This is a genomic window from Paenibacillus sp. FSL H8-0280 (assembly GCF_045040665.1).
Taxonomy (GTDB): Bacteria; Bacillota; Bacilli; order Paenibacillales; family Paenibacillaceae; genus Paenibacillus; species Paenibacillus xylanexedens_A.
On record NZ_CP150296.1, the window covers coordinates 1015282 to 1037077 of the forward strand.

20 protein-coding genes are annotated in these 21796 nt (G+C 45.2%); 15 read left to right on the plus strand and 5 right to left on the minus strand.

The genetic code is table 11. The annotated features are described in order from the left end of the window. Positions 1-332: 332 nt before the first annotated feature. Positions 333-1322, minus strand: coding sequence for a zinc-binding alcohol dehydrogenase family protein (locus MHI12_RS04585; protein WP_405171671.1), 990 nt, complete (start codon positions 1320-1322; stop codon positions 333-335). A 181-nt stretch (positions 1323-1503) separates the two neighbouring features. Between MHI12_RS04585 and MHI12_RS04590 the strand changes: the two genes are divergently transcribed. The 4 genes from MHI12_RS04590 (at position 1504) to MHI12_RS04605 (ending at position 5014) form a co-directional block, all read left to right on the plus strand. Next, positions 1504-2364: a LysR family transcriptional regulator gene (locus MHI12_RS04590; RefSeq protein WP_405171672.1), complete on the plus strand. Its 861-nt coding sequence runs from the start codon at positions 1504-1506 to the stop codon at positions 2362-2364. A gap of 47 nt (positions 2365-2411) precedes the next feature. After that, the gene (locus tag MHI12_RS04595; protein ID WP_405171673.1) at positions 2412-3518 is read left to right on the plus strand and encodes a threonine aldolase family protein; all 1107 of its coding nucleotides are present in this window, start codon (positions 2412-2414) and stop codon (positions 3516-3518) included. A gap of 118 nt (positions 3519-3636) precedes the next feature. After that, positions 3637-4104 carry an SMI1/KNR4 family protein gene (locus MHI12_RS04600; RefSeq protein ID WP_405171674.1) on the plus strand — a complete coding sequence of 156 codons (468 nt, stop codon included), beginning with the start codon at positions 3637-3639 and terminating at the stop codon, positions 4102-4104. A 31-nt stretch (positions 4105-4135) separates the two neighbouring features. Then, positions 4136-5014 carry a LysR substrate-binding domain-containing protein gene (locus MHI12_RS04605; protein ID WP_405171675.1) on the plus strand — a complete coding sequence of 293 codons (879 nt, stop codon included), beginning with the start codon at positions 4136-4138 and terminating at the stop codon, positions 5012-5014. Here the strand turns inward: MHI12_RS04605 and MHI12_RS04610 are convergent. Both MHI12_RS04610 and MHI12_RS04615 read right to left on the minus strand, forming a co-directional pair. Next, positions 5011-6000 carry an aldo/keto reductase family protein gene (locus MHI12_RS04610; protein WP_405171676.1) on the minus strand — a complete coding sequence of 330 codons (990 nt, stop codon included), beginning with the start codon at positions 5998-6000 and terminating at the stop codon, positions 5011-5013. The genes MHI12_RS04605 and MHI12_RS04610 overlap by 4 nt on opposite strands. 105 nt (positions 6001-6105) lie before the next feature. Further along, positions 6106-7140: a PocR ligand-binding domain-containing protein gene (locus MHI12_RS04615; RefSeq protein ID WP_405171677.1), complete on the minus strand. Its 1035-nt coding sequence runs from the start codon at positions 7138-7140 to the stop codon at positions 6106-6108. Between the two features lie 305 nt (positions 7141-7445). On the opposite strand from MHI12_RS04615, the gene MHI12_RS04620 reads away from it, so the two are divergent. The 8 genes from MHI12_RS04620 (at position 7446) to MHI12_RS04655 (ending at position 17551) form a co-directional block, all read left to right on the plus strand. Then, positions 7446-8588, plus strand: a complete 1143-nt coding sequence (locus MHI12_RS04620; protein ID WP_017690500.1) for a glycerol dehydrogenase — start codon at positions 7446-7448, stop codon at positions 8586-8588. Continuing rightward, complete coding sequence (dhaK, locus tag MHI12_RS04625; protein ID WP_405171678.1) at positions 8588-10357, plus strand: dihydroxyacetone kinase subunit DhaK; 1770 nt, start codon at positions 8588-8590, stop codon at positions 10355-10357. The genes MHI12_RS04620 and dhaK overlap by 1 nt, the downstream gene beginning before the upstream one ends. 394 nt (positions 10358-10751) lie before the next feature. Beyond that, positions 10752-11789 carry a siderophore ABC transporter substrate-binding protein gene (locus tag MHI12_RS04630; protein WP_405171679.1) on the plus strand — a complete coding sequence of 346 codons (1038 nt, stop codon included), beginning with the start codon at positions 10752-10754 and terminating at the stop codon, positions 11787-11789. A gap of 16 nt (positions 11790-11805) precedes the next feature. Further along, positions 11806-12831 carry an ABC transporter permease gene (locus MHI12_RS04635; RefSeq protein WP_405171680.1) on the plus strand — a complete coding sequence of 342 codons (1026 nt, stop codon included), beginning with the start codon at positions 11806-11808 and terminating at the stop codon, positions 12829-12831. Further along, a complete protein-coding gene (locus MHI12_RS04640) occupies positions 12828-13892 on the plus strand; it encodes an iron chelate uptake ABC transporter family permease subunit (protein ID WP_062837495.1) in 1065 nt (354 codons plus the stop codon). The genes MHI12_RS04635 and MHI12_RS04640 overlap by 4 nt, the downstream gene beginning before the upstream one ends. Next, positions 13889-14641, plus strand: a complete 753-nt coding sequence (locus MHI12_RS04645; RefSeq protein ID WP_405171681.1) for an ABC transporter ATP-binding protein — start codon at positions 13889-13891, stop codon at positions 14639-14641. Before MHI12_RS04640 ends, MHI12_RS04645 begins: the two co-directional genes overlap by 4 nt. 318 nt (positions 14642-14959) lie before the next feature. After that, complete coding sequence (locus MHI12_RS04650) at positions 14960-16138, plus strand: alanyl-tRNA editing protein (protein ID WP_405171682.1); 1179 nt, start codon at positions 14960-14962, stop codon at positions 16136-16138. 108 nt (positions 16139-16246) lie between these two features. Further along, the gene (locus MHI12_RS04655; protein WP_405171683.1) at positions 16247-17551 is read left to right on the plus strand and encodes a DUF1963 domain-containing protein; all 1305 of its coding nucleotides are present in this window, start codon (positions 16247-16249) and stop codon (positions 17549-17551) included. Positions 17552-18169: 618 nt separating this feature from the next. Here MHI12_RS04655 and MHI12_RS04660 read toward each other — a convergent pair. Together MHI12_RS04660 and MHI12_RS04665 are read right to left on the minus strand one after the other, a co-directional pair. Continuing rightward, positions 18170-18517, minus strand: coding sequence for a DUF1801 domain-containing protein (locus MHI12_RS04660; protein ID WP_405171684.1), 348 nt, complete (start codon positions 18515-18517; stop codon positions 18170-18172). Further along, positions 18514-19089, minus strand: coding sequence for a GNAT family protein (locus MHI12_RS04665; protein WP_341006200.1), 576 nt, complete (start codon positions 19087-19089; stop codon positions 18514-18516). The genes MHI12_RS04660 and MHI12_RS04665 overlap by 4 nt, the downstream gene beginning before the upstream one ends. Positions 19090-19343: 254 nt before the next feature. Here MHI12_RS04665 and MHI12_RS04670 point away from each other — a divergent pair, with 254 nt between their 5' ends. From MHI12_RS04670 to MHI12_RS04680, 3 genes are all read left to right on the plus strand, one after another. After that, a complete protein-coding gene (locus MHI12_RS04670) occupies positions 19344-19799 on the plus strand; it encodes a GNAT family N-acetyltransferase (RefSeq protein ID WP_405171685.1) in 456 nt (151 codons plus the stop codon). A gap of 164 nt (positions 19800-19963) precedes the next feature. Continuing rightward, the gene (locus MHI12_RS04675) at positions 19964-20245 is read left to right on the plus strand and encodes a hypothetical protein (RefSeq protein WP_405171686.1); all 282 of its coding nucleotides are present in this window, start codon (positions 19964-19966) and stop codon (positions 20243-20245) included. Between the two features lie 134 nt (positions 20246-20379). After that, positions 20380-21732 (plus strand): amino acid permease, encoded by a 1353-nt coding sequence (locus tag MHI12_RS04680; RefSeq protein ID WP_405171687.1) that lies wholly within the window; start codon positions 20380-20382, stop codon positions 21730-21732. Positions 21733-21796 lie beyond the last annotated feature (64 nt).

Here is a 21796-nt window from a genome sequence, read left to right on the forward strand (position 1 = left end):
GATCATATATAATGATCACCGGTAAAAATTTGGGCTCAAGCATCAGACTAATGAGCTGTTCGTCTTGATCAGTATATGAAATGATATAGTTCCCGAAATGAGACTCGTAGATGAAGTCTTGGAATTGAAAGGAATGTTCGGGATACTTTATCTTCACATATAACGTAGTATCTCCTCGGGCTAAGGTTTCTTTTAACATAGGAATTTGGGCCACAATGATAATAGCAATAAGAACAATCAGTATACGTTTAGCGAGACGGGTCAGATGGATTCCCCCCCATTATCGTAAATCAATTTTCACCAATTCATGAAGGCCCATCTCAAAATAGATGTCACTCCATAAGGATACCAAGATTGCCAAACTGCTCGCCTTTTTCCATGCGTTCGAACGCTTTTGCTACGTCTTGCAATGGATATACGCTATCAATTACAGGATGTATGTCATGTTGCTCTACGAATTGCAGCATTTGGATAAACTCCTCACGGCTACCCATAGAGGTGCCGATCAGACTGATCTGCGGGAAGAAGATAGAGCGAATGGGTAGGGTCAGATCATCCCCCGAGCTTGCACCATACATCACGATACGTCCACCTGGTCTGATTATATCAAAATATTTGGGGAACATGGCTTGTCCGATGCTATCCAAGATGATGTCCACAGGTTCCAGATCGTTCTGCAAATTCCAATCAGCATGACTATTCAGTGCATAGGTAGCACCCAAGCGCAGTGCCTCATTTCTTTTGGCTTCACTTCTGGAGGTGACAGTCACCTTGGCACCAGCCGCTACTGCCATGAGCAGGGCATAAGTCGCTACACCACCGCCAATACCGGGAATGAGGACATGTTCACCTTGCTTTAATACGCCGCGAGTAAACAAGGCGCGATAGGCCGTCAGCGCTGAAAGGGGAAGCACACCTGCTTCCTCCCAGGATAGGTGGGCTGGCTTAGGCAGGGCATTTGCAGCAGGCAACGTTATATATTGAGCCAGTGTTCCATCCGTAGGGCCACCAACAATATCGGGTACGGTCGGCACTTCAGATACATGTTCCCAACCGAGTGTAGGATGGATAATGACTTCATCTCCTATCGCGAACCCACTTACGCTTTCGCCAATCGCTACGACAATACCTGCTCCATCGGAACCGGGAACGAGTGGGATGTCCTGAGGACCGCGTCCTGCCATGATGAATAGATCCCGATGGTTGATACCAGCGGATTTTAATTGAATCTGCACTTCCCCGGCTTCTGGTGCCCGAGAGATTGACTCTGTATATTGAAGACCTGCAAGGCCGCTCTGGGCCGAATGGACAATAGCTTTCATGTTCAATATTCCTCCTGTCTGTGTAGCCAGATTTCACTACTGAGCCTCATTGTACAGACGGGGCAGATTCACGTAAAATGAACAAAAATGATTGTCAGTATCATTGAAAATAATAGATAAGTACTTTGCATGAATCGGATGATGCAGAATGCCGATATAACGACGAGCAGGTGATCAGGGTATGGATGCAGGTGATTTGAAAATATTTCAGGCGGTTGCCCGCGAAGGTAGTATCAGTAAAGCTGCACTCGCACTCAATTATGTGCAGTCCAATGTAACAACACGGATTAAACAGTTGGAGACCCAACTGCAAGTACCTCTATTTCATCGTTCCAATCGGGGGATGTCGCTTACACCAGCAGGAGAGAACCTGCTTGGGTATGCGGATAGAATATTGGAATTATTATATGAAGCAGAGCAGGCCACACAAGTAGGTAACCCACCGTCCGGCATACTTCGTCTGGGTGCCATAGAGACAGCAGCTTCCACTTTTTTGACGCCACTCTTGGCTGAATATACTTCATGCTACCCGGAGGTACAGCATTCGCTTGTCACTGGTGGGACCCATAAACTGAACCAGAAGGTCATTCAACATGAATTGCATGGTGCCTTAATATATGGCCCGATTGATCATCCTGAGCTGAACTATATGAAGATGTATGACGAGGAATTGGTGTTGATCGCTGAACCTGGAGTACATGAGATGTACACGTTATTGTCCAGGCCAATGTTGTTTTTTGAGATCGGATGCACTCATCGCGATCAGGCGGAATCTTTTTTGAAAGATCAGGGTATCCACACGCTTAACATCATGGAATATGGAACACTGGACACGATTCTGAATGGGGTATCTGCCGGGCTCGGCGTATCATTACTGCCACGTTCTTCGGTTACCAAAGCAGAATCAAGAGGTGAGATTACAGTGTTATCTTTGCCCGATCCTTATTGCCGGTTGGAAGTAGGATTTGTGTATCCCCGTGGTGAACATATATCTAGTGCGCTAAGCGCTTTGGTACAGATCATTACAGAACCAGAATTATAAGAGGTTGTTCAAAAGTTGGGTTTTGAACACACACTATAAAGGAGTGAATGACTTTGGAGGATACTACGTTAACATTGGCTGATGCCTTTAATCAGGTAGATTTTATTGTGGGCGGTCACGGCAGTCGCCAAGTGAAGGTGCTTCAGAACGTACTGGACCAGATTGATGGGGAGTTGTTCAGTGACCACTACGGCAACGGCCCGATCATTGAAGAATTTCAGCAACAGATGGCTGACGTTCTCGGCAAGGAATCAGCGGTGTTTTTCCCAAGTGGAACGATGGTGCAGCAGATTGCATTACGGATCTGGTGTGACCGCAAAGGTGTAAAACGAGTAGCTTACCACCCTCTGTGTCATCTGGAAATCCATGAGGAAGACGGACTGAAAGAGTTGCATCAGATTGAGTCGATTTTGCTTGCGGACAAGGATCGGTTGATTCGTTTGCAAGATGTACAAGCGCTTGATCAGGACATTGCCTGTCTGCTGTTGGAACTTCCGCAACGTGAGATTGGTGGGCAATTGCCGGCGTATGAAGAGTTGGAAGCGATCTCGGCCTATTGCCGTGAACGAGGGATTAAGCTGCATCTGGACGGGGCACGTCTGTTTGAGATCACTCCCTATTATCAGAAAACGCCTGCGGAGATTTGCAGTCTGTTTGATACGGTGTATGTTTCCTTTTATAAAGGCATTGGAGGTATTGCGGGGGCTATATTGGCGGGTGATCCGGATGTGATGCAAGAATCAAAAGTATGGAAACGTCGGCACGGCGGAGATCTGATCGGCCTGTATCCGTATATTCTGAGTTCCCAGTATTATTTCAATGAACGGATTGGCAAAATGGAGCTGTATTACGAGCAGGCTCAAGAACTCGCCTCCCTATTGAATGCGTGTCACGGGATACAAACCTTACCCGAGGTACCGGTATCGAATATGTTCCATGTACACTTTGAGCTCGCTGCTGCCGAAGTTGAACCCATTCTTGTGCAAATGGCTCAGCAGTATGGCATAGGAATGACTTCATATCTGAACAAGACAAGTGGGAACAGCTGTGCCTTTGAATTGTCTACGGGTGATCGTTATGAGCAAGTTCCCCAGGATAAGCTGCGTGCGGCACTGGAATGGTTGGACCAAGAGTTGCGTAAACAGGTGAGATAAAAAGTTAATTTTAATGTTCGACTCTTTTTTTTTGTAAGGTGTTGCGCTTCAAGTAAAACTATTGAATTCACAACGGCTGATCAGTGGGGAAAGGTACCTAAAAGGGGGAGTTCAAGTGATGTCGATAGAATTGGAACCGATTCGTGATCTTTTGGTGAAAGCTTATGATACGACAATGGGAGAAGGGTGCACTCCTGATACGCAACAGAGCATTGAGAATTTTGAGCAAAAGCATAATGTAAAACTGCCCGCAGCGTATCGTGCGCTATTGCTCGAATTCGGTGCATGTAACTTCGGCGATCCTGCCTTGTATTCGGTGAAAGAACTGGACTGGGCTTATCCCGAGTTTCTGGAGGCATATCGTGAATATGAGAAAGAATATGAGCTGCTAGCTGACCTCCAGCCTTTCCCGATAGGTGGATTTGGTGAAGGCAGTATGGCTATACTGGATCAAAGCTCCGGCAAGGTTTGGATGTTGATCCACGATGCAGGAGAACTGCCTCTTAGGGAGGTTGCTGTGGACTTTAATGATTTAATGACGATGCTGGCCGAGTCGGCAATCTGGATTCAGGAACAGATGAATTAATAGGGTAGACGGAAGGAAGCGCAACAGACGTATGGATATTCGAAAGTTAAGATACTTTATCACTGTGGCGGAGGAGCTTCATTTCCACCGTGCAGCGGAAAAATTAAATATGACGCAACCACCGCTGAGCCAGCAGATTCAGAATTTAGAGGAGGAGCTTGGCGTGAAGCTGTTGGAACGTACGAGAAAAATGGTTCGTCTCACACCAGCAGGTGCCGTATTTCTGGAACAGGCCAGACTCATCTTGGCCCAACTTGATCGATCTATTCAGCTTACACAAAAGGCAGATCAGGGCATCATCGGGCATATAACCGTGGCCTTTGTGGATTCGGCTTCGGGGAGCATTATGGTGGATGTCCTTAGGAAATTTCGCGCTGCGTATCCGCAGATTGAATTGACGCTGCGTGAGATGACTTCGTCCCAACAATTGCAGGCTCTGGAAGACGGACAGATCCATATTGGATTTTTGCGATATCAGGAAGAGACTCGTCATGTCTCGTTCCGTCCCTGTCAGATGGAAACGTTGATAGCCGTATTGCCAGATCATCACCCGATGGCTTCTCAGACTCAAGTTTCAATTCGAGAAATGGCGGATGAAGATTTTATTTTATTCCCAAGGCATCTGGGTTCTCCGTTCCATCGTCTCGTTCTGGATTATTGCAGGGAGCATGGCGTAGACCCTCGAATTACACAGGAAGCGATCCAAATGTATACGATTGTGAATCTCGTTGCGGCGGGCATGGGCGTTTCTATTGTTCCGTCATCGGTGGATGTGTTCCAGCGTAAAGGTGTAGTCTTTCTTCCATTAGAAGAAAATCCGCCCTCCGTACCGTTGTACACGGCATGGCGGACGGATATGAATCAGGAAGTGGTATCCCGTTTTATGAACTTTGTTGATGAATGTGTTTAACCCGTTTTGGCTGGATCACGCTCAATCCATGGATTCAATATTTCATTAATACGAGTCATGATCTCAGAGTCCAGTCTCACACCGGAGGCTTTTACATTTTCCAATACCTGCTCCGGTCGGGATGCACCGATAATCACGGAACTCACATACGAATGTTGTAGAACCCACGCCACAGCGAGTTGAGGAAGAGTTAGACCAATCTCTTTAGCGAGTGGAACAAGCTGTTGCACAGCGGTAAGAACATCTTCACGTAACCACTGACCAGCCAGTTTATTGAAAAAGGGTGCTCCTGCCTCAGCAGCTGCACGTGATCCGGTAGGCAATGCTGCGTTAGGCGCATATTTGCCTGATAGTATACCCTGAGCCAGAGGAGACCATGTAATCTGTCCAAGTCCTGCTTGATCGCTTGCAGGTACGACTTCTTGCTCAATCACACGCCACAACATCGAATATTGGGGCTGACTTGCAATGAAGGGGATATGAAGTTCCTTCGCCAAAGCGGCTGCTCGTGCAATCTGATCCGCGTTCCATTCACTTACGCCAATGTAATGAACTTTGCCCTGACGCACCAGATCGGAGAATGCCAGAAACGTCTCTTCCAGCGGAGTATTGTAGTCATAACGGTGAGCGTAATAGACATCGATATAATCCGTCTGTAACCGCCGTAATGAACCATTGCAGGCTTCTATGATGTGTTTACGTGAAAGTCCGCGGTCATTATGACCTGTGCCGGTTGGGTGACAGACTTTGGTGCACAGTTCAATACTTTCTCTTCTTACATCCTTAAGAGCCTGTCCCAGTACGGATTCTGCCTTGGTATTGGAGTACACGTCTGCGGTATCAAATGTGGTAATACCTGCATCCAATGCGGCTTGTACACAAGCTTCTGCTATTCTATCCTCGACTTGCGCTCCATGCGTAATCCAGTTGCCGAGTGAAATCTCACTGACGGTTAATCCACTGTTTCCTAATTTGCGATATTCCATTCATGTCGCCTCCCTAATTCATCTGGACTCCATTGTAACAATGGCAGATTAATAGGTGAAATATCTTTTAACCTCATCTTTGATACGAAAAAAGTATCAGTGAACCTACATTTTCTCCTGGAGGTATTTGCGATAGAGAGCAGGCGTAATCTCCTCGAACTTTTTGAATATTTTGATAAAATATCCCGATTCATTGAATCCCAGCTCATCACTGATCTGTGAGACAGGCATGTCGGTGACCTCCAGCAATTGCTTGGCCCACTTAATCTTGAGTTTTGCCAGGTAGGTGGTGAAGTTTTCACCCGTTTCCTTGGCAAACAGCCTGCTGAAATAACTCGGACTCAGGTGGCATAGATCGGCCATTTGTTTGAGTGAAACTTGTTCACTCTTGTGACTGTGAATGTATTCAAAAGCAGGCTGGAGCACCGGACTGGAGCTTTCCGTGTCACTTGGGCTATTTTTGAGATAAGCATCGGCTATCGCATTGGTCATTTCTTTTTTGATCGACTCGATATTACGAATGGAGTAACCCGGCAGAATGGTGGAGAGGTTCAGAGACTCCTGATTGCCTGAAGCTTTCTCGAACATTTCAACTAACAAATTTTTGTTGAGCGCTTCTTCCACAATGTAGTTGCAGAGCAGGGATAACATGTTGGAGATTTTCACAATCTCTTCATAGGTCATCACAGGTAGCTGGGCGTAATCATCCTTTAATTCCTCCAGCTTGGCTGTATGCATGGGTACGTTTTTGGACGTGACAATTTGCTCCAAGTCGCTACCCTTTTCCGGATCGGCAAGTTTCACTTGTCCTGCCATGACCGCGCCGATATATTTGCCATCAATCGTGATCGGAATCGCGATATCAATAATATTGAAATGGCATAGATAGACGTAGGGCTCATTCAACCGAACCGCTTCCAGACCACCGCGTGAATCACATTTTTGGCAGTAGGGGAGAAGCTCCGGGTCTTTACGGACATTCTGGCAGAAAGCTTGACAGCTACTGTGACTGGTTACGGGAATGCCTTTATAATCAACGGTGAGGATCGCCAGTTTGGTTACTGTTGCAAGAGAATCTTGTAGGCGCTTCCATTTATTAAGGTCCAGAATTTTATTGATATGCAGATATTCTTTAATCATTGGTGCAACCTCCATAGGCTAACCTGATTCATAATTTAGGCCGTTAAAAGTTAGCAAGTTGTACATATTAAGAAGTAATGATGACGGGTAATGTATAATGGGAGGTCAAAATTCAACCATCTCATGACAATAAGATACCATGATTGCGCCAAAAAGCAAAAAATTACGATTGTAAATTATAATAATTTGTTATCAAAGTCCACTGTAAACCTGCTGCTCATGCGTTATATTAAGGTCAATTGTAAGAAATTAAAATTTGATGTAATCACTACACTATTTCATATCCTTAGGAGGCATATATTATTATGAGAAAAGCATTTATCAGCCCAACCAAATATGTACAAGGCGAAGACGAATTGTTGAACCTGGGGTACTTTGTTAAATCCTTCGGAGAATCTGCCTTGCTGATTGCACATCCGGATGATGTACAGCGTGTCAAAGCAAAGCTTGATGCAACAGCGGAGAAATTTAATATTACATTTGTTGAAAGCGGTTTTAAAGGGGAATGTTCCCGTGAGGAAGTTGCTCGTCTGCAAGCGATCGCGAAGGAAAAAGGATGTGACTCTACCATCGGTCTTGGTGGCGGTAAAGCCATTGATGCGGCCAAATGTGTAGCTGAAGGCGAAGCACTGATCATCTGCCCAACGATTGCGGCAACAGACGCACCGACAAGTCACTCGGCTGTATTGTACACACCGGATGGTTCTTTCGATGACTATGCTTACTTCAAACAAAGCCCAAGTGTGGTTCTCGTGGATACAACCGTCATTGCCAATGCACCAACACGTTTCCTCGTATCCGGTATGGGAGATGCGCTCTCTACATACTTCGAAGCAAGAGCAACAGCGAAATCCTATTCCCGTGTAAACGCAAGTCTGCCAATGGGTTCCCGCGAAGGATATACACCTTCTGCTGTAGGTACCAATGCGGCACTTGCACTGGCAAAATTGTGTTATGAAATGCTGCTGACTGATGGTGCAAAAGCGAAAGTAGCGAGTGACAGCAACGTTGTGACACAAGCGCTGGAAAACATCGTTGAGACCAACATTCTGTTGTCTGGTCTTGGATTCGAAAGTGGCGGACTGGCCGCAGCACATGCAATTCACAACGGTTTGACTGTTCTCGAGGGCACACATCACTTCTTCCACGGTGAAAAAGTATCCTTCGGTACAATCGCACAGCTCGTCCTTGAAAATGCACCAACCGAAGAGCTGCATGAAGTCATGGACTTCTGTCTCGAAGTGGGACTGCCGATCAGCTTGGCGGATATCGGTGTAGACACGATTAGTCAGGAAGAGTTGTTGAAAGTTGCCGAGATCGCTTGTATTCCGGAAGAATCCATTCACGCCATGCCGTTCCCAATCACCGTTCCTGAAGTGGCTGCTGCCATTGCAGCGGCTGACCGAATGGGTCGTGAGTACAAAGCAGCTCGCCGGGAGGTAAAATAATGAAGAAAATTATTAACCAGGCCGAACATGTTGTTATGGAAATGTGCAACGGTATTGCCCTTGCACACCCGGAGCTGGAATTTCTAAAAAAATATAAAGTCATCAAACGCAGAGAGATTCAGGCTGATAAAGTCAGTCTGATCAGTGGCGGCGGCAGCGGACATGAACCGGCTCACGCTGGTTATGTCGGTAAAGGGATGCTGGATGCAGCGGTATGTGGAGATGTATTCGCATCTCCTTCCCAAATCCAGGTATATCAAGCGATCAAGGCAACAGCCAGCAACAAGGGTACACTTTTGATCATCAAGAACTACAGCGGCGACATGATGAACTTCAAGAATGCGGCGCATCTGGCAGAAGAGGATGGCATCGACGTACAGTATGTGCGTGTTGAGGATGACATTGCTGTACAAGACAGTTTGTATACCGTTGGACGTCGCGGTGTTGCCGGAACTGTACTGGTTCACAAGATTGCCGGAGCAGCAGCGGAAGAAGGCCGTAGTTTGGCAGATGTGAAATCCGTTGCTGAGAAAGCAGCTCAGAACGTGCGCAGTATTGGTTTTGGATTCACATCCTGTACCGTACCAGCCAAAGGCACGCCTACATTCGAAATTGCTGAAGATGAGATGGAATTCGGCGTAGGGATTCATGGCGAGCCAGGAATTCGCCGGGAGAAAATTGTTTCGGCTGATGAATTGGCAGGACGTATGGTCGAAGCATTGCTCGCAGATATGAAGCTGGATAAGGATGCTTCTGCGGAGATTGCAGTACTCGTGAATGGTTTTGGAGCAACACCTTTGCAAGAGCTGTATTTGCTCAACAATTCCGTTCAACGTGAGCTTGCAGGACATGCAGGTCTGAAGGTCGCTACTACGTTTGTGGGCAACTACATGACAAGTATTGATATGGCGGGTGCATCGGTTACGATTCTGAAACTGGATGAAGAATTGAAGTCATTGTTGTTCAAGGAAAGTGATACCCCTGCATTTAAAGTATCCGGCCCTCCGGTAGCACAAGTGGCGTATTCCGAAGCGCTGGAAGCTGTTGTGGGTGAAGACGCTCCCGTATCTTACGAAGTGGAGACAGATGCATCAGCTGCGGTCATCAAGGGCAATCAATTTTCACTGGACAATGTCGTCTATCTGATCGATAAAATGGGTGAGATCATCATCAAGAACGAAGTACCGTTCTGTGAACTGGATTCCCATGCCGGTGATGGCGATTTCGGTATGAGTGTGGCAAAAGGCTTCCGCCAGTTGAAACGCGAATGGAATCATATCATTAACGAAGATAAAAAAGATATCGGTTCATTCCTCGATGCGTGTTCCTTGGTCATCATGGAATATTGTGGAGGCGCATCCGGCCCGATCTGGGGTTCGGCATTCCGTGCGGCTGGCAAAGCAGTAGGGGATAAACAGCAGTTGAACGTTGCTGAATTTGCTGACATGATCCATGCAGCTGTGCAGGGGATTCAATCCACAGGAGAACGCTCCTTCGGACGTGGTGCCGTTGTAGGCGACAAAACCTTGATCGATGCACTCGTTCCGTGTGCTGATTCCTGGACACAAAGCGCAGAGTCTGGAGACGACTTCAAAACCGCATTTGCCAAAGGAGCAGCAGCAGCCGTTGAAGGTGCGAAGAAAACGGAAGACATCGTGGCACGTATGGGCCGCGCGGGTACTGTCGGCGATCGTAGTCTGGGCTACCCGGATGCTGGTGCGTATGCGCTGGGTGTTATTTTCACAGAATTATCTGAGTCGATGAAATAAGAATGTTGGTGAAAAATTAACACATTTCGATGAGAAATATAAATGTATAAAGTGTTCTTACCGCAAAAGAAGTATCACACAGTGATGCTTCTTTTTTTGTATTGAAATGTCGATTTTTATGCATATAAATGCATAAAATGGAATGTTTGGTTCATAATTTCGCCATGAATTAAAACAATTAGGTTGTTGAAAATGCTTTCTAACTTGTTATAATATAATCTATTGATATTGATAATCACTATCATTTGTTGTTTTGTTGCTCAGCATTACAGTGAAAAGGGGTTAAGTTTATTCTTTAAATTTACGTCGGAGGAGGTATATGATACTGAGTTTATCCAACGCAGTACGCTGCGTGGGAATCCAAATTTTCTAAATCTAGGGGGATATAAATTACATGAGAAAGTCTATTTCTTCAAAATTAATGTTTATCATGGTTGCAGCTTTAACGTTGGTGTTGGCAGCTTGTTCAAGTAATGAACCTGCTACGACGGATACTGCGAATACAGAGGCTACAACTTCCGATGCTGCTACTACAGCTACAGCCACAACAGTTGAAATTACGGATGCTCATGGAACGGTAACTGTGCCTGTAAATCCAACGAAGGTTGTTGCTCTGGATAACAGAACATTTGAGACTCTGTCCACTTGGGGCGTCAAATTGGCAGCAGCGCCGAAGGATGTAATGCCTGCGGATTCACCATATGTGGCGGATGAATCGGTACAAAATATTGGAAATCATCGCGAACCAAATCTTGAACTATTGGCTTCGATACAGCCTGACCTTGTCATTGTTGGTCAACGATTTGCTGGCTTCTATGAAGACATCAAAAAATTAGTGCCTAATGCAGCAGTGATTGACCTTAATATTGAGCTTGAAGAAACAGCATCACCTGGAGATAACTTTGTTAATGGCCTTAAAGATGCAACAACCAATTTGGGAAAAGTTTTCGAGAAGCAAGAAGAAGCTGCCCAACTGATTGCTGATTTTGATAAAGCTATTGAAGAAGCTAAGGCCGCTTATAACGGTGAAGATAAAATTATGAGTGTTGTCGTTTCTGGTGGAAACATCGGTTTCTCAGCTCCTCTTACTGGACGTGTGTGGGGACCATTGTATGACATTTTCGGCTGGGTTCCGGCACTAGAAGTGGACAAATCTTCTTCTGATCATCAAGGTGATGATATTTCTGTTGAAGCGATCGCGCAAAGTAATCCGGACTGGATTTTCGTACTGGATCGGGATGCAGCTGTATCTGCTGAAGAAGGTGCCGTTCCGGCTCAGGACGTTATTGATAATTCACCCGCTCTGAAAAACACCACTGCTATTACTCAAAAACAAATCGTTTATGCTCCAAACGACACGTATACCAATGAATCCATCGAAACTTTCTTGGAGTTGATTAACAACCTTACGAAAGCTTTAGCTAAACAGTAAAAAGGAGTATGCTGCAGTGCAGAAAAATTTAATACCAAAATTAGCTGGGGTTGAGAATTCTCAACCCCAGCGTCATCATCCGAAAAAGCTATGGACTATACCTTTTATCATTGCGATTATAGCCACTATTATTTTAGGCATTACATCACTGCTTATTGGAGTCTATGACATACGAGGACAAGTTGATGGAATGGAGATGTTCTTCATTACTCGTGTCCCACGAACTGTTGCATTAATGCTTACCGGTGCCGCCATGGCAATGGCAGGACTGGTCATGCAGCTTATTACACAGAATCGCTTGGTGGAACCTACGACAACAGGAACAATGGAATGGTCAGGTCTGGGGATCATGTTTATTTATCTGGTCTTTCCTGCACCGAGCTTAACACTAAGAATGACTGGTGCAATCATTTTTTCTTTTATAGGAACGATGATTTTTTTTATGTTTCTAAAGAAAGTTAAACTTCGTTCATCTTTGGTTGTCCCCATTATTGGGATGATGCTTGGAGCAGTCATTTCTGCATTTTCAACTTTCGTTGGGCTTGTATTCCAAATGACTCAAAATATCGAAAGCTGGTTTGCAGGCTCCTTTTCATCTGTGCAAATTGGCAGGTACGAATATTTATGGCTCATTGTATTGGTGACTATTCTTATTTTTGTTTTTGCTGATCGATTGACTTTAGCCGGACTAGGGGAAGATGTCGCTACCAGTCTTGGCGTAAATTATGACAGGATCATTCTTTTGGGTACTGCGCTTATTTCACTGGCCGTTGGAATCGTTGCAGCTGTCATTGGGAACTTGCCTTTTCTAGGGTTAATTGTCCCCAATATCGTTTCCATGTTTAGGGGTGACGATCTCAGGAGCAATTTGCCATGGGTGTGCTTATTAGGGATGGGCAGCATCATTGTGTGTGATATCCTGTCTCGTGTCATTATCATGCCTTTTGAAATACCTGTCTCGATGATCCTTGGAACAGTGGGAGCCGTCGTATTTATTGTCATTTTGTTAAGACAAAGGCGGTCAACAAGGAGGGTAAGATGAGCGACTTAGCAAGTAGAAATCCACTAAATATCGAAATCGATTCTAGCCGTCGTCCTAAAAAAAGATCAGCTAGAGCCTTCCGTACCAAGAAAGAAGAAAAGCGTTATTGGATTTTGCTGATAACATTGATTGTTCTGGGCGTTTTTGCATCGGTTGGACTACTGGTTTATAACAATCCCGTCCCGGTGTCCTCGCCTTCTTTTATACCAGTTGTTACAAGAAGGGTAGTCGCTCTGGTTTCAATGCTTATCGCTGCAATTTGCCAAAGTTTATCCACGGTTGCTTTTCAATCGATTACGAATAACAGAATTATAACTCCGTCCCTTTTAGGTTTTGATGCTATTTATTCAACCATTCATACGAGTACTATATTTTTCCTTGGTGCTACGGTATTTGTGAATTTTAGCGGTGTTGATTCCTTCTTATATCAAGTTGCTGCAATGGTCATCATGTGTTTGATTCTTTATGGATGGCTACTTTCCGGAAAATACGGCAATTTACAACTTTTACTTCTGGTCGGTATTATCATTGGGACCGGGCTGAGATCCGTATCTTCGTTTATGAGAAGACTTCTTGCACCGTCCGAATTTGATATTTTGCAGGCAAGAATGTTTGCTTCCGTGAATAATGCGGATTCTGCCTATTTCCCGATTGCGATTCCTATCGTCATCATTGCAGCGATCCTGTTGCTTGCTAATGCAAAGAGGTTAAATGTGTTATCGCTGGGTAAGGATGTCTCAACTTCCTTGGGAACTAAACATCAAAGTAGTGTGATTTATACGCTGGTTCTGGTTTCCATTTTGATGGCCATTTCGACGGCTTTGGTTGGACCACTTACATTCTATGGATTTTTAGTTGCGATTTTGAGTTATCAGGCCGCGCAAACCTATGATCACAGATATGTTTTCCCAATGGCTCTTGCGATAGGGTTTGTGATCTTAACCGGTGCATACTTTATTATGAATCATGTTTTCAATGCCCAAGGTGTTGTTTCCATCATTATAGAATTGGTTGGCGGACTAACATTTTTAATTGTGATTTTAAGGAAGGGTTCTTTATGATACAGATCAATAATGTCAAAAAGTCCTATGCAGCCGAGGTAGAGATAGGCCCTTTGAATATTCATATACCCAAAGCCGGTCTTACTTCATTGATTGGACCCAATGGTGCGGGGAAGTCGACGACACTTCTGATGATCGGAAGACTTTTGGATTTGGACGAAGGTCAGATCAAGGTTGCCAATATGGATGTTTCCACGACCAAGTCAAAAGACTTGGCCAAAATTGTAACGGTTTTACGACAAGAAAATCATTTTGTCACAAGGCTTACCGTTAGACAACTTGCCGGATTCGGACGGTTTCCTTATTCTAAGGGAAGATTAACGGATGAGGATGAAGCTATAATCTCTAAATATATTGATTTTCTAGACTTAACTGATCTGGAAAATAGATATTTAGATGAGCTTTCTGGTGGTCAGAGGCAAAGAGCTTATGTCGCCATGGTTTTGTGTCAGGAGACGGAATATGTACTTTTGGACGAGCCTTTGAACAATCTGGATGTTGCGCGTTCTGTTCGGATGATGGAGCATTTGAGATATGCCGCTAATGAATTTGGAAGAACCATTCTGACGGTTATGCATGATATCAATTTTGCCGCCAAATATTCGGATCGAATATGTGCCATGAAAGATGGTCAAATCGCCGCTTTTGGAACCGTAGATGAAGTGATGGACCCCGAAATTTTAACAGATATTTTCGAGACGAAAATTGAAATTATCGATGGTCCTTATGGACCGATAGCGATCTATTAGCTACAAGATTTAATGAAAAGTTGTTTGTTAAAATGGTTTTCAGAAAGTAGAGTGATTATTCACTCTGCTTTTTTTTATTAAAGTCGAACAAGACAGTTTGAATGTTTATCTTAAAAACATCATAGAACGATAAGCCTTTACTAGAAGCATCTTCTTGCAAACGTTCCTTTCTCGATTAATAGCTATTTTCGCTCACAGAGTAGTCTTTTGGATATGAAAAGAGGATACTCTATGCCATAAATTGGCTTGAAGGTTCCAGATAGTGTAATCTTGAGATTATGAAAACTCATTTGAACGAGAAGGGATCGGGATGATTCAATGACGCAAAAAATCTATTATGACTCTGCTTATACAAGAGAGTGGCATACAACAATTACAGGCAAAGTGGAGAAGGAAGATGGTGTATATGTCACGCTGGCGGAGACTGCTTTTTACCCGCATGGGGGCGGACAGCCTTGTGATCTGGGACAAATTGGTGGCATCGCAGTTCTGGATGTGAACATTGAAGATGGTGACGTATGGCATAAGCTGGAACGCGCCCCTGAAAAGACTGAGGTACATTGTGAGATTGACTGGGAGCGCAGATTCGATCATATGCAGCAGCATACGGGTCAGCATTTGTTATCGGCAATCACGCTGAAGTTGACTGAAGCGATGACCCTCAGTTTCCATCTCGGTACGGAGTATGACACGATTGATGTGGCTGCGGCTGAACTGGGAGCGAATCAATTAACCGCCATTGAACAAGAAGTGAATCGTCAGATCTATCGTAACGCTCGCATCAACACGTCCTGGGTTACAGCAGAAGAGGCGGCACAATTGCCACTGGTGAAGCAGCCTACGGTAACGGAAGACATTCGCATCGTCGAGATCGAGGGTGTGGAGTATAACGCCTGCGGCGGAACGCATGTGTCGGCGACAGGTGAGATTGGGATCATCAAACTGTTGAAAACCGAAAAAGTGAAGGGCGGCACCCGCATTTATTTCAAGTGTGGAACAAGAGCGCTGAATGAATTCACATCCACACAAAACGTGCTCAATAGTATCATGATAAAATTAAAGACCAGTAAGGACGAATTGTTGGAGCGCATTGAGAAAATGGAGCTGGAGCAAAAGCAGCTGCAAACCGAATTGAATGCAGTGAAAACAACCAATGATGCCTATTATGCGGAGGAACTTCTGGCCGCTCGGCAAGGGCTGGTGATTGCTCAGGTCTTTGAAGACAAATCGCTCAAGGATATGCAGAGCCTGGCAACCAAGCTTACGGCAGACCATGAGGGGCTTGTACTGTTCGCAAGCATCTCGGAGGCCAAAGTTGTTCTGGCACAGAACGGACAGCCGCCCGAATGGGCCTGTGGACCTTTCTTTAAAGGCAATCTTGGAGCCTACCAAGGCAAAGGTGGCGGCAGTGAAAAGATAGCTCAGGCAGGCTTTGCCAGCAGTGAAGATGCACTCGCCTTTTATGAATTCACCAAGGACCAGTTGGGACATCACTGATGTGTGTTTTCTAATATAAGATCGGCAGGCATTTAAATATGGAGTAAGGAACAAGCACGTCACATTGTGGCGTGTTTTCCATTGCCAATAGTTGAAGGAGGTTGGGGCATGACAGAACGAATTCCGTGTATACGAGAAGGGTGTGCAAATACCATTTTACCAGCAACAGCGGCGAAAACGGGTGGTTATTGCATGCCTTGCAAGCAGGAGATGGAACGCGCGGAGCGCCAGAGATACATTGAAGCGAATCGACGTGACGTGAACTTGTATGCAGGTATCACAGACCCTATCGAAATTTTGAAAATCATGCACAAACCTCAGGTTCACGATCCACTAATTCGTTATACACCCTATGAACAATCTGAGGAACAGGTATATCTATCTTTGTCTGTAGAGCAACAAGATCAGATGAAGGATTACGCGATGCAACGGATTCGTACAGGTGATGAAGATACGGGCAAAGACATTCTGGTATATCTGGTCTGCTACCATGATATATCGTTGACTGCCGAAATTCCTGAGCTGCTGGAACAGAAGATCTATTATCCTGCCATTTTGTATAAAAGTGCCTCGGGTGAGGTTCGTGGTCGTCTCTTGCAGCAGGTGAACACCGATGATGAGAATCGGAACCACATATTGCTCATGCTGGCCTATATCGGTGATGATGTTGTTGTGCAGCAGTTCCGGCAGTGGAGACAGTCTCCGCCATCGTGGGCGAGCGAGTTGTACGTTGTACCAGAGCATTACACCACTGAAGCTGGTTGGGAGCTCACGAAAGACGAGCAGCGCAGGGAATTATTCATCACCCCAAGTTATTCACTCTATAAAGTAAAAGATAATGAAGGAACTAACGTGGAATCATTCGGAGATTTATTCTCGTTGCTGACCCATAGTGCCAATTGCTGTCCATGGTGTGGTAGTGCTTTAACCACCTTAATTAGTCTGGATGTTAAGCATCCAGCTCTGAAGGACGTTTCTTGGCATACTCAGCAACTTCAAATCCAGACCTGCGTGATATGCAGCAGTTACGGTGTGGTTTACATGGAGGTGGAGGGAGCAGGGGAACCGTTATGGAGCTCACATAATGTTATGCCTATGGGAATGGACGAGATTGACCTGGACGACTATGGTAAACTTGCACCGGATGTTGGCCAGCAGTTTCGGATTGCGAATGCATCGCGTCATGCATTCCATGCCAGTGAATGGGCGATGGAGCCATCGCTATCTCAGGTCGGCGGACATCCGGGATGGGTTCAGGATGCGGAGTATCCAACATGTCCGAGCTGTTCCACGAGAATGAAGGCCGTCGCACAACTGGATTGGGGCGAGGTTGAGAAACATGGTGAGGGCATGTATTACATGTTCATATGTGAGCCGTGTCAGATGACCGCCGTATCATACCAGCAATCTTGATAGTGGAAGCTAGTATAAAACATTATAAGCAATTATAAGCAGTCATCTTATTAATAATATTACACCGCTGTTAAGGTTGGAATGACAGTAGTAGACAGACTATAACAAAGGGGCATCCCGAAGTTCTTGGAACTTCATGGGATGCCCCTTGCTTGCCCTGCGCAGGATGGATGGGAGATATCTTTGCTACAGTTAGCCGGTTATGTTATTTATTTAGCCGCCAGAGTGAGAATGGGTTGTTTTTTCTACGTGCAGAAGCAGCTTGTCGTACTCACACAATCTAACGAACCTAGTGCGTCTTATTGGGTGAACTTGCAGCACTGTAGAATTCTAACGAATCGTAGCCACGTTATTGCTTCTATTGGCAAGGTTATATGAAGCAAATCAGAGGTTTTTTCTATAATAAGACTGCTGAGATTCGTTAGAATTTCATATGGTTGTTTTAATGCAACATAAGGTGTGTCCGATTCGTTAGCGCTTGGCCCAAACCCAAACCTAAACTCACCTCATACATACCACCCCATACATACCACCCGCACATTACGGCCTACACCATACGTTCCGCACATTACCACCTAAGTTACTACTGCGGCGTATGTACCTCTTCACTACACCCGTCTACAATTCCGCAGATGCCTGCTTTAACAAACCAGCCAACCATTCATAGTCCGGCGCATCCTTTTCCTTGAGCTTGATCGTTTTACGCTCTTCCGGGCCTTCGAATATTCCATCGGGGAGATCAAGTCCAGTTGCATTGAAGATGGTGAAAGACATGGCTTGTTTGGATGGCGAGATAACCGCAGCATACTTTCCGTTTTTCAAAAAATGAGGTTTCTTGTATTGTACGCGTTCTTGTATGTCAGGGATGGTATCATGCACCAACTGGCGCAATTGTTCAGCGACTTGTACTTGCCAGGGGATCTGAATCTGTTCAATAAACGCAGTAACTTCTGCATTCTTGGTCATACTTGTTCACCCTCCGTATGGATCTGATTGTGTGTTTCCCATTCTGGTCTTAGGATTCCCATCATTAAACGGTCGTAACGCTTACCATCACGAAATACAGCTGAGCGTGCCCGACCTTCCAACTGAAAACCAACCTTCTCATAGGAACGGATTGCTTTGGCATTGTAGGCGATGACATCAAGGCCAACCCGGTCCAGATTCATCTCATGAAACGCATATCGTAAAATAAGATTCAACGCTTCCGTGCCATATCCCTTGTTGCGATGTTTGGCAAGTCCGATGCCAATGGCAAGCTGTCCGCAGCGGTTGTTCCATTCAATGCTATGAATGACGACAAAACCAATCAGCGTATCCTCTTCATGCGTGCGCAGTCTGAAGTAAACTTCCTTGTTCTTCGTTTCGCCCTCATCTTCCAACTGTTTCTCTGAATAGGGAATGGCAAGATCAGTATCCACATTCCGAAGGTACTCCGGGTCTTCGTTCCATTGCAGCATCGTCTGCACGTCTTCAGGACGTGGTGGCGTCATCTTTAATCGTTTGCTATAAAACAGGTTGTCCGTTGTTAGTGTCATAGGGGTCTCCTTTAAATTAAGTTAAGCTTGCTTCACCTTAGTTCCACGTTTAACTCTATGTATATTTCGCAATAGACCTCGCCCCTTTGGCATCTGATAGCCTCATCATACTGGAAATTACAGGTGAATCACAATAGCGTATTTTAGTGGATAAAAGTAACCTCTTGTCATAAAACCTAACACGGTAGTAAGATGAAATGATTGATATACATTCAGTGATAAAACCAATAAAATGTCGGTGGGAGTGGTACGTTATGGAGATCAAAGTGGATGATTTGAGTGGAGTCCAAGTTGAGGCTTTAATTGCAGAGCACCTGCAAGGGATGGCAGCAGATTCGCCTCCAGAGAGTATTCATGCGTTGAATCTGGATGGACTCAAGAAGCCCGAAATCACTTTCTGGTGTGCTTGGGAAGGGGACGACTTGCTCGGCTGCGGGGCTATCAAAGAACTTGATCCAGAGCATGCAGAGTTGAAGTCGATGCGTACCGCTTCGGCTCATCTGAGAAAAGGCGTAGCGAGAAAAATTTTGGCTCATATTATGGACGTTGCAGTAGAACGTGGTTATAAGCGAATCAGTCTGGAGACGGGTTCAATGGATTCGTTTATCCCGGCACGGAAGTTGTACGAAGACTTCGGATTTGAATATTGCGAACCATTCGCGGATTATACATTGGACCCGAACAGCACGTTTATGACCAAAACAATCTAAAAGTGATCTACATGAGAAACCAGAATTCTGTTTTTTTACAGGAGGCTGGTTTTTTTATTTTGCAACATATCGTACATTTTAAGAGTTGGAAAACGAGTAGAATAAACTCAATAATACAGCATTAAAAGCAACGTGGTCTTGTGACGAAGAGGAGGGAGTTGTCCATGATATACTGGTGGTTTGATCATATGAATCCGATGTTTGCTGTCTTGGTGTTATGTCCCATCATTGCTGTGGTGCTTGGAGTATGCAGTTTTTTTGCCAAATGGTTTAGACTCTGGGTAGCGCTGATTATTTCTTTTATGCTGCCTTTGTTGTATATCGCGAGTGATCTTTCAACAATGGGTAGTAACATAGGGGCTTGGTTTATCTATGGGGCAATGTACAGTTTGCTAACCTGGATTGTACACAGATTGCTTCATGCGATTGTGGGGTATAAAACATAGGTTATGTCTATATATGTTTGGGATGAATTGGCCATAAGGAACTTCTGGGCTGATTGATGGACAATAGGGTATACTGGACATTATGTCTATGAAACAAGACATTACAGACGTTTTTTACATCAGGAGGACTTGAATTGGCTCAGACAGAAGGAACACTACAGAAGAAGCTTAAACCAAGACACATCAGTTTTATGGCTATGGGTGGTGTCATTGGAACAGGAATTTTCAAAGGCAGTGCAGAGACGATTGGGCTCGCGGGTCCTGGCGTTATTGTCACGTACATTTTTGCCGGATTATTGCTGCTGGTTGTTATGGCCGCGATGGCGGAGATGGCTACGGTGTACAAGAACAAAAATATGAAAGACTTCGTGCAGGAGGCATTTGGTAGCAGAGTATCCTTTGTTATGGGATGGATGTACTGCTTTCTATGGTTATCGGTGTGTGTCATTGAGGTGATTGCCGCCGGGAGCTTTTTGCAGTATTGGTTCAGTGAAGTACCGCTGTGGATGCTGAGTCTGGCATGTGCGGCGTTCATTATACTGGTTAATCTGTTAAGTGTAGGTGTGTTCGGGGAATTTGAGTTTTGGCTGGCCGGGATCAAAATTGCCATGATCATTATTTTTATCTTCCTGGGTGCAGGATTGATCTTCGGCATTATCCCAAGTGATAACACCCCTTATCTGCAAAATTACACGCAAGCAGGCGGCTTCTTCCCGAACGGATGGTCATCGATCTTCTCGGCACTGCTTGTGGTCATGTTCTCTTATGGGGGATCGGAGCTGATTGGTCTGACCCTGACCGAGACGGAAAATGCAGAAAAGGTTATGCCTAAGATTGTGGGCAATTTCATGCTCAGAATTATTCTGTTCTTCACCTTGCCGATTCTCATCATCTGTGGACTCATCCCCTGGAATGAAATCGGGCCGGAGAGCAGTCCGTTTGTACAGGTACTCGCCTCCACGGGACTGCCGGGAGCGGCACACATTATGAACTTTATTTTGGTGACGGCGGTTCTGTCTGCTGCGAATTCTGGGATCTATGGTGCATCCCGGATGATGCACTCCATGGCAGTGGGCGGGGAAGCTCCGAAGGCATTGTCAAAGACAAATCGCAGCGGTAGCCCGGTAAATACCTTGCTGGTGTGCGCGGCTGTATTGCTCGGAGGTTCCATGCTTGGCCTGTTCGCGCAGGATCAACTGTTCCGTGTATTGCTCGCAGTTCCGGGGTTTGTCGTAATCCTTGTGTGGATCTGTATTGCCTCATCACAGTTGAAACTGCGAAAGAGATATCCGGTTCAACCGACCTTCAAAGTTTGGGGATTCCCTTACATAACCGGAGTCGTGGTATTATGTCTCAGTGTGATTGCGGTGATGTTTGTGTTTGATAAAGGTAATCGGTTCAGCATTAGCATCTGTCTTGCCGTACTCGCGTTGCTGATTATCTGGTCCCTGATTCGATTCAGGAAGACGAATGGACGAACAGTTTAATATTTGTGACATTCAAATGTAGAACACCTCAACATCTCGGCGCTTACGTCGGGGTGTTTTTTTC

Bases quoted from the DNA above. Each gene is read 5' to 3' on its own strand.
- MHI12_RS04585 (WP_405171671.1), bottom strand. From the start codon at position 1,322: ATGAAAGCTATTGTCCATTCGGCCCAGAGCGGCCTTGCAGGTCTTCAA.
- MHI12_RS04590 (WP_405171672.1), top strand. From the start codon at position 1,504: ATGGATGCAGGTGATTTGAAAATATTTCAGGCGGTTGCCCGCGAAGGT.
- MHI12_RS04595 (WP_405171673.1), top strand. From the start codon at position 2,412: ATGACTTTGGAGGATACTACGTTAACATTGGCTGATGCCTTTAATCAG.
- MHI12_RS04600 (WP_405171674.1), top strand. From the start codon at position 3,637: ATGTCGATAGAATTGGAACCGATTCGTGATCTTTTGGTGAAAGCTTAT.
- MHI12_RS04605 (WP_405171675.1), top strand. From the start codon at position 4,136: ATGGATATTCGAAAGTTAAGATACTTTATCACTGTGGCGGAGGAGCTT.
- MHI12_RS04610 (WP_405171676.1), bottom strand. From the start codon at position 6,000: ATGGAATATCGCAAATTAGGAAACAGTGGATTAACCGTCAGTGAGATT.
- MHI12_RS04615 (WP_405171677.1), bottom strand. From the start codon at position 7,140: ATGATTAAAGAATATCTGCATATCAATAAAATTCTGGACCTTAATAAA.
- MHI12_RS04620 (WP_017690500.1), top strand. From the start codon at position 7,446: ATGAGAAAAGCATTTATCAGCCCAACCAAATATGTACAAGGCGAAGAC.
- dhaK (WP_405171678.1), top strand. From the start codon at position 8,588: ATGAAGAAAATTATTAACCAGGCCGAACATGTTGTTATGGAAATGTGC.
- MHI12_RS04630 (WP_405171679.1), top strand. From the start codon at position 10,752: ATGAGAAAGTCTATTTCTTCAAAATTAATGTTTATCATGGTTGCAGCT.
- MHI12_RS04640 (WP_062837495.1), top strand. From the start codon at position 12,828: ATGAGCGACTTAGCAAGTAGAAATCCACTAAATATCGAAATCGATTCT.
- MHI12_RS04645 (WP_405171681.1), top strand. From the start codon at position 13,889: ATGATACAGATCAATAATGTCAAAAAGTCCTATGCAGCCGAGGTAGAG.
- MHI12_RS04650 (WP_405171682.1), top strand. From the start codon at position 14,960: ATGACGCAAAAAATCTATTATGACTCTGCTTATACAAGAGAGTGGCAT.
- MHI12_RS04655 (WP_405171683.1), top strand. From the start codon at position 16,247: ATGACAGAACGAATTCCGTGTATACGAGAAGGGTGTGCAAATACCATT.
- MHI12_RS04660 (WP_405171684.1), bottom strand. From the start codon at position 18,517: ATGACCAAGAATGCAGAAGTTACTGCGTTTATTGAACAGATTCAGATC.
- MHI12_RS04665 (WP_341006200.1), bottom strand. From the start codon at position 19,089: ATGACACTAACAACGGACAACCTGTTTTATAGCAAACGATTAAAGATG.
- MHI12_RS04670 (WP_405171685.1), top strand. From the start codon at position 19,344: ATGGAGATCAAAGTGGATGATTTGAGTGGAGTCCAAGTTGAGGCTTTA.
- MHI12_RS04675 (WP_405171686.1), top strand. From the start codon at position 19,964: ATGATATACTGGTGGTTTGATCATATGAATCCGATGTTTGCTGTCTTG.